The organism is Streptomyces calidiresistens (assembly GCF_014141525.1).
Taxonomy (GTDB): domain Bacteria; phylum Actinomycetota; class Actinomycetes; order Streptomycetales; family Streptomycetaceae; genus Streptomyces; species Streptomyces calidiresistens.
On the sequence record NZ_VKHS01000735.1, the window covers coordinates 1 to 2,685 of the forward strand.

Annotated in this window: 1 protein-coding gene; it reads right to left on the reverse strand. The window is 70.0% G+C overall.

Annotation, left to right across the window (positions count from 1 at the left end; translation table 11 throughout):
• Window positions 1–2,685 (reverse strand): RHS repeat-associated core domain-containing protein (locus FOE67_RS22135; protein ID WP_323385278.1); only part of this gene is annotated, 2,685 nt, incomplete at both ends.

A 2,685-nucleotide genomic window follows, 5' to 3' on the forward strand; every position in this document is an offset into this window, starting at 1 on the left:
GGGGTGGTGTAGCGGGCGGTGGTGGGGTCGTAGTGGCGGTGGAGGTTGTAGTGCCAGCCGGTTTCCTCGTCGGCGTATTGGCCGGGGAAGCGCAGGGGTGTGAGGGCTGCCCCCGGGTTGTGGCCCCAGAGGGTGGTGGTGAGGGGGGTGAGTTCGCCGGTGTCGGGGTCGGTGAGGTGGGTGGGGGTGCCGACGAGGTCGGTGACGATGGCGGCGAAGCGCCGGTCGATCTCGGCCTGGTCGGTCTTCGCGAGGTCGTCGCCGTTCAGTCGTCGGGTGGTTTGGGTGAGGGGGTGCAGGCCGGTGTGGTCCCAGGTGGTGACGGTAACCGGCGCGGCGCCCTCGTGCACCGTGTGGTGTTCCTCGACGAGGGTGGTGTCGTGCCAGGTGAAACGGACGGTTTCGGCGATGTGGCCGTCGGGGTGGTGGCGGTGTTTGGCGATGCGGCGGCCGAAGGGGTCGTAGGTGTAGGTCCACACCGTGCCGTCGGGGGTGCGGGTTTCGACCAGGCGGTCGTGGGCGTCCCAGGTGTAGTGCCAGGTGTCGGGGGTGCGGGAGATGCGGGTGACGGTGCGGCGAACCACCCGCCCCGCCGCATCGTAGGAGTAGCGGGTACGACCGGCGCGGGCCAGGAGGGTGCCGGTGTAGGCGCGCTCCCCTACCACCTCGACCGGTAGGCCGGGGGCGGTGGCGGCGGTTTGGTCGCCGGTGGGGTTGTAGGCGTAGGCCTCCGTCCCGGCCGGACCGGTCAGGTTCGTGGGACGGCCGATGGCATCCAGGATGAGGGTGGTGGTACCGGGCGGTTCGGTGACGGCGGTGGGGTAGCCGTCGGCGCGGTGGGTCCAGCGTTTGTGGTGCAGGCGCCGGCCCCCGGCGCCGGTGAGTGCCTGCTCGATCGTGCGTCCGGCCGCGTCGTGACCGGTGGTGAGAGTCAGGGCGCCGGCGATGCGGCGTTCGATCTCCTGCCCGGCGGCGTCCCGGTGGAAGTTCAGGTGTCGGCCGGCGGTCTCCAGGCCAATCGGGCGTCCGGCGGCGTCATAAGTCCATCGGCTGGTGTGGCCGGTGGGGGTGGTGCGGGAGACCGGGTTCCCCACCGGGTCCACGGTCAGGGTCAGGGTGTGGCCGTTGACCGTCTCACCGAGGAGATTTCCAACCGAGTCGTGGGTGCGGGCCAACTCCACACCCGGGGAGGTTGCCGAGACCAGCCGGCCGGCGGTGTCGTGGGTCCAGGTGGTGATCTCGCCGGTGTCGGTGGTCGCCGAGACCGGTTGACCGAGTACGTCGTGGGTGTAGTCGATGCTTTGTCCCGCCGAGTTCGTCTGGCGGACCAGGTGGCCGGCGGCATCGTACTCGCGGGTGGTGGTGTGGCCGTCGTAGTCGGTCTCCGCCACCACACGTCCGGCCGGGTCGAGGGTGTAGGTCCAGGAGCGACCGTCGGGGGCAGTGACGGCGGTGATGTTCAACTCGGTGTCCCGAGTGAAGACATACTGCGCGCCATCGGATGTCGTCTGGGAAACGGGCAGGTCGAAGGGGCCGTAAGCCCAGGTGGTGATCCCGCCGTTTTCGTCGGTGTGGGTCAGGCAGTTGCCCTCCGCATCCCACTCCCACGTTTCGGTGTGTCCGAGGGGGTCGGTGCGGCGCACCGGCTTGCCCTCCGGTGACCACTCCATCCGCGTCACCGCACCGAGCGGGTCCGTCAGCGCGATCGGACGACCGAAGGCGTCCCGCTCCAGAACCGTGCTCCCGCCGAGGGGGTCGGTGACCGCGACGGGCAGCCCGGCGGGGTCGGTGTCGATGCGGGTGGTCGCGCCGAGCGGGTCGGTGATGGTGGCGGGGGCGCCGGTGGAGTGGTGGGTCCAACCGGTGCGGTGCCCGGCCGGGTCGATGACAGCGGTGCGGTTGCCCCGGTCGTCGAACTCCTGCCGCCAGATCGTGCCGTCGGCCTCGGTGATCGCTGTCACAAGGCCCAAGTCGTTGTATTCGGCCCGGATCTCATGGCCGTCGGGGCGAACAACGGTGACCAGGTCACCGTGCTCGTTGTAGGCATAGCGGGTGGTGTGGCCCAGCGGATCGGTGACCGAGAGCAGGTTGTCGTAGCGATCCCGGGTGCGGCGGGTGGTGTGGCCCAGGGGATCGGTTTCGGCGACGAGTTGGAAGCCGGCGTTGAACTGGTAGACGGTGGGGTAGCCGCGTGCCGCGTGGGCGGTGGTGCGGTGGTGGGTGGTGTCGTACTCGTAGCGGTACTCGAAGACCCGACCGGAGCCGGTACCGAAGACGCACCGACCCGCTTCGTCGTACTCGTAGCGGTACCAGGTGGCGTTGCGGTCCTCCCACCGGATCAACCGGTCCTGCTCGTCGTACCACAGCCGAAGCGGCAGACCCGAGGAGTTGAACACCCGCGCGAGGTTGCCCGCGTCGTCGTAGTCGAAGGCCAACAGCACCGGCTCATCGGCGGCCGACAGCAGGCGGTAGGAGGTGATGCGGCGATCGACCACCGCCACCCCGATGCGGTAACCGCCCGAGTGGGCGACCTCGACCGGCTCACCGTGTTCGTTGTGCCGCACCTCGATGCGGTTGTCGTTGCGGTCGCTGATCGCCACCAGGGGCAGCTCGTTGGCCGGCGCGCCGGGGACGGGGGCGAAGTGCAGGGTGCGGCCACTCTCGCGCTGGTGAATGGTCAGCGGC